The organism is Streptococcus sp. 2154, assembly GCF_013277255.1.
Lineage (GTDB): Bacteria > Bacillota > Bacilli > Lactobacillales > Streptococcaceae > Streptococcus > Streptococcus pseudopneumoniae.
On the sequence record NZ_VMMK01000023.1, the window covers coordinates 1 to 5,144 of the forward strand.

1 protein-coding gene is annotated in these 5,144 nt (G+C 38.3%); it reads left to right on the forward strand.

Going from position 1 to position 5,144, the window contains the following annotated elements; genetic code table 11:
• Nucleotides 1-129: 129 nt before the first annotated feature.
• On the forward strand, nucleotides 130-5,144 hold a 5,015-nt coding region (locus tag HT693_RS03675), incomplete at its 3' end, for a Rib/alpha-like domain-containing protein (protein WP_172924864.1).

Consider the following 5,144-nt stretch of genomic DNA (forward strand, 5'->3'; position numbering starts at 1 on the left):
ATAGCTGTAATAGCTGTAATGTGTAAGAAATACTCATTATAGTAGGTTTCATGGGTGCATTTCGATAAGGTGTGTAGCTATGAAGGTTGCTTTTTTATTTGATTTTGTGTTTTAACATAAGGAGGGACAATGGAAAATAAATCAAATTCACTCAATAAAATAAAGCGTCAGCAACGTGAAAAAGTTTTGCGCTTTTCTATTCGTAAATATAGCTTTGGTGCGGCTTCAGTAGCTGTTGCAGCACTGATGTTTTTAGGTGCGCGCGTTGCTAGTGCGGATAGTGTAGTTGAAAATACTTCATCATCTACTGCGGGTGCAGCAAGCCCTAAAAATGAGGCCGAGTCGCCTCTAGGTATTACGGCATATACTGAAAACAAAGTAGAAGTAGCTAATAATTCTTTAGAAAATAAAGAAAGTGCAATTGTTGAAAATAGTGGTGATACGGTTGATAAAAGTCAGTTAAGAACAATAGTTGAAGAATTAAATTCTCTTCTTTCAGCTAAATTAAACCTTGACGACTCAGTACTTTCTTCTGTAAAAGAAAGAGTTCAGAAAGGTCAGGTATTGCTAGATAAAGCTGATGCAGTTCAAAAAGATATTAATGAACTAAAAGAACTGTTGTCTACTGATTTAGCTATTTTATCTACTGCGGTAAAAGAATCAAGTGAGGTTCGAGAAAGTAATACTGAAACTGAGGCTGAAAATCCAGTGAGCGAATCTTCTTCTGAAGTAAGAACAAGCGAAGAGAATCAAACTGTATCAGCTAAAAAAGATTCTTTGAAAGTATCTGTTGATCAATTGCAGGCACCTGTTTTGGAATTACCTGAGCATGAGACTAGCAAAGATGTTCTTGAAAAAGCCAACGAACTCATAGGATTGGCTCAAGGAGTTCTTGAAAATACCACAGTTTCTCTGAACGATGTTGAAGATATGAAAAAACGTGTGAAGAGAATGGCTCGAGGAACACAGTTTAGAGCTTACACAGCAACTAGCTCTTCTGGGTCGTTGAAAAACGTTAAATATTTTGCATCGGTCGATAAAAATACTAACGGTGGATCATATTTAAGGAATGATGATCCTGAATTTACAGAAAAAAAGACAGTAATTAAAGCAAAATATGAACAAAATAGTTCAGGTAAATGGATGGTCTATGATGTTTACTTCAATAATAATGGAGTGGCCATGGTAGATAAATCTTATAGTCAGCATTATTATTTCCAACCTCCGTTTAATATCATGGATGGTTCTAATAAAGTAGAAAATTTAACTTTTACTCGTTATCGAAATCTTGATAGAAATTCTAATAGAAAGCTTTCTGATGGAGGTAGCGGATTCCAAAAGGTTGGGGAGACAGCTATAATTTCAGAACCATGGAAACAAAGAACCAACGTTTTCCCAGAGGATAGAAGATCAACATACGATCCACAAGGAGTAAGTCGTCCTAATCAAAAATGGCAAGTGTTTAAACATAACAAAGATGATTCTTATTTAGATAAGATTGTAAAAAGAACAGATGGAAGTTACACTGGCAACATCAGTTATACTCTTGGATTGGAAGTCGGTCGGACAGACTTAGATTATGCAATCCATATGACCGCTAGAGTAAAACTGAAGGATAGTGTGACAGACACAGAAGCTGCTAACGGTAATGTCTATGCTGCTTCTGTTACAACTGGATCAACTACGAATCAATCATATATTGTAGGTTCGCAAGGAACAAGTTTACAAGCCAAGCCAGATGCATCCTTATACCCTATCCAAGGTAAAGAGGTTACAAAAAAAGTTGGAGCTCCTCTTGGAAATTTAAATAATCCAGTAGAAAGTGGTTTTGTAACGCGTGATGATGGTACTAAAAACTTTCCTGATGGCATGCGTTGGAATTGGACAAATGGACAACCAAGTACTAATACAGCAGGGGTATTTAAGCATCAAGTGCAAGCTACCTACAGTGATGATACCTCAAATACTACTACTGCTACATTAAAGGTTATTCCGCATCAACCTGTTATTGATCAAAACTCTGTAAATGAAAAAGCAGGTAAGACTGGGCAAGAGCTTACTGTAAATGTCGGAAACGGAGTGCCAGATGGTTCGACAGTGAATCTTTACGATGGTGATAGAGTTATCGGAACTGGAAAAACTAATGGAGGTACTGCGAATGTTACAGTTACAGGAGCTCTACCAGAAAAGCCTATTACAGCTGAAACAGTTGTGAATAAGGGTGGAACAGTAACTTCTGGACGTAGTAATCCTGTAACTCCAACCCCTAAACCAGATACACAACCTCCTACCTTGACTGTTACACCAGCAGAACAAACTGTAAAAGTTGGTGAGAAAATCTTATTTAATGTAAATGGACAAGATGATACTAAGGTGAATTTAAACTTTTCAGATATATTTAAAAAATATGCTGATCATCTATTTACGCAAAAAACGAACTATTCAGTAAATACTGATAAACAAAAGACACTATCTATTAACCTTGGAGCAGCAAAGGAAACTGATATTGGAGAAAAAACAGTTACCTTTAAGGCAACTGATGACGCTGGTCACGAAACTGTTAAGACAGTAAAAGTCAAAGTTGTACCAGCAACTAAGGAAAACGCAACTCATAACCTAACTGCCACAGAGCTTCAAGTCGGAATAAACCACCAGCTGACAGATGATCAAATTAAGGCAAAAGTTGCAGGATATCCAACGAATGCTACACTTGTGGTAGAAGAAAAACCGGAGACTAATACAACAGGAGCTAAAACGGCAAAGGTTAAAGTCATCTACTCTGATAAGTCGGAAGACCAAGTAGATGTCCCAATTATAGTTCGTGATACAACTCCACCAAAAATCTATTGGGCTAAAGACGATGGTAGTAAAGTGGAGTTAGGAAAAACTCATGAACAAGGACAAAGTATAGTTATTCCGCTATACCGAGGTGATGCAGTAAATACACGTCTTATCACTACAGATGATAGTGGAAAAGTGACGAACTTCAAAATGGAAAACCTACAAAGTGGCTTTAACTTTACACCTGTCAATGGCACGGCAACAGAAGGTTCGCCATTAGGACAAAATGTAACAGGAACAGTAGGTTTAGGTGTTGCAAAAGGTAAGTATACTGCGCGTGCAATTTCAACTGATGGTACAAATTCAACAACAGGGCATTTTGTATTTGAAGTACATGAGCAGGCAGAAAAGTATACTCCAGCAGCAAATACGTTGACTGTACTATTTAACGATACCATCACAGATGATGAGGTTAAAGGAAAAGTCATTGCTAAACCTGGTACACCAGCCTTCCCAAATGGAACCATCTTTGAAGTAGTTTCAAAACCTGAAACCAATACTACAGGAACAGATAAAAAAGCAGTCGTAAAAATCACATATCCAGATAAATCAACTGAGAATATTGATGTCCCTGTTCATGTAGGGAAAGACTTAGCTAGTCAGCATCCACTGGAAGGTCAGACAGTAACTGTTACAGTTGGAGATTCACTAAAGGTATGGGATGGACGTGTAGATTCGAACCGATACACAAATGCACCAAAAGGACGCGGAAATGGAGTACAATGGGGTTGGAAAGGAACAGCGCCGAAAGTTGTTCAAGATACAGCAGGTGTCTTTAAGTACACAGCAACAGCAACTCATACAGATAAATCAGTAGCAGAATCTAATCCACAAGTAACCGTTATTGTTAAACCAAAGGCTCCAACAATTGAAACAGATTTAACTGGTAAGGCAGAATTACCTAACACAGCAGTTGTTGTAAATGTTCATAACGGGGTAAAAGATGGTTCTATTGTAACACTTTATTCTCAGGATGGACGTGCAATTGGTACAGGTACTGTGGCTAATGGAAAAGCGATAATTACAGGAACAATTCCAAAAGGAAATATTACAGCTAGAACAACTGTTCAAACACCAGGTGAACAAGATGTCACATCTGATCCTAGTCCAGAGAAAGTAGCGACAACTAATAAAGCAGCTCTTTATCCTATTAAAGGTAAAACAGCGACAGTTACAGTTGGAGATTCGTTAAGAAGCTGGAAGGGGCGTGTGGACGCTAACCAATATACAGATGCTGGACCTAATGGTAAAGGAATTGGAGTTGAGTGGGGCTGGGAAGGAACAGCACCAAAGATACTTCAAGATACAGCAGGTGTCTTTAAGTACACAGCAACAGCAACTCATACAGATAAAACAGTGGCCAAATCTAATCCGCAAGTAACCATCATTGTTAAGCCAAAAGCTCCAACGATTGAAACAGATCTAACAGGTAAGTCTAATCAAGAAAACGTCCCAGTAACTGTTTCTGTTGGAGGTGGAGTTAAAGATGGTTCAATCGTGACTCTTTATGGTCCAGATGAAACAACTGTTATTGGTACAGGAACTGTAACAAATGGGAAAGCAACTGTAATCATCACAGGTAAGGTTCCAGTAGGAAATATTACAGCTAAAACAACTGTTCAAACATCAGGACAAGATGATGTTGTGTCAGAACCAAGCCCAATTAAGGAGGCAACAAATATTGTTCCAACAGCCAAAACTCAAACAGTTGGGCATAAGGAACAACCAATTGCTAAGAACAGTATTGGTAATAATGGTGACCTTCCAAATGGCACAAATTACACATGGAAGACGATACCAGATACTTCTACACCAGGTGACAAGCCAGGTATTGTCACCGTTACCTATCCAGATGGTTCGACAATCGATATCCCAGTAACAGTAACCGTTACACCACAAAAGGATGCGTATACACCAACTCCTGTTAATCAAACTGTAGGTTTGAATAAAATACCAGAAGCTAAAAATAGTATTGGTAACAAAAATAATCTTCCAAACGGCACAACTTATGTGTGGAAGGAAACACCGGATACATCTTCAGCAGGTGATAAGCCAGCAGTAGTACTAGTTACTTATCCAGACAAAACAGTAGATGAGGTTCCAGTAACAGTTAAGGTGACTCAAGTATCTGATGAGTACACACCGAAATACAATGATGGAAATGGAAAACCAGGAACTGAAGTGAAAATTCCATTAACAGAAGAGAATGGTAAAAAAATTCCAACAGGAACAACCTTCGAAAGTGGAACACCAGGAATCACAGTAGATAAAGATGGAAAAGTTACTGTCACAATTCCAGCAGA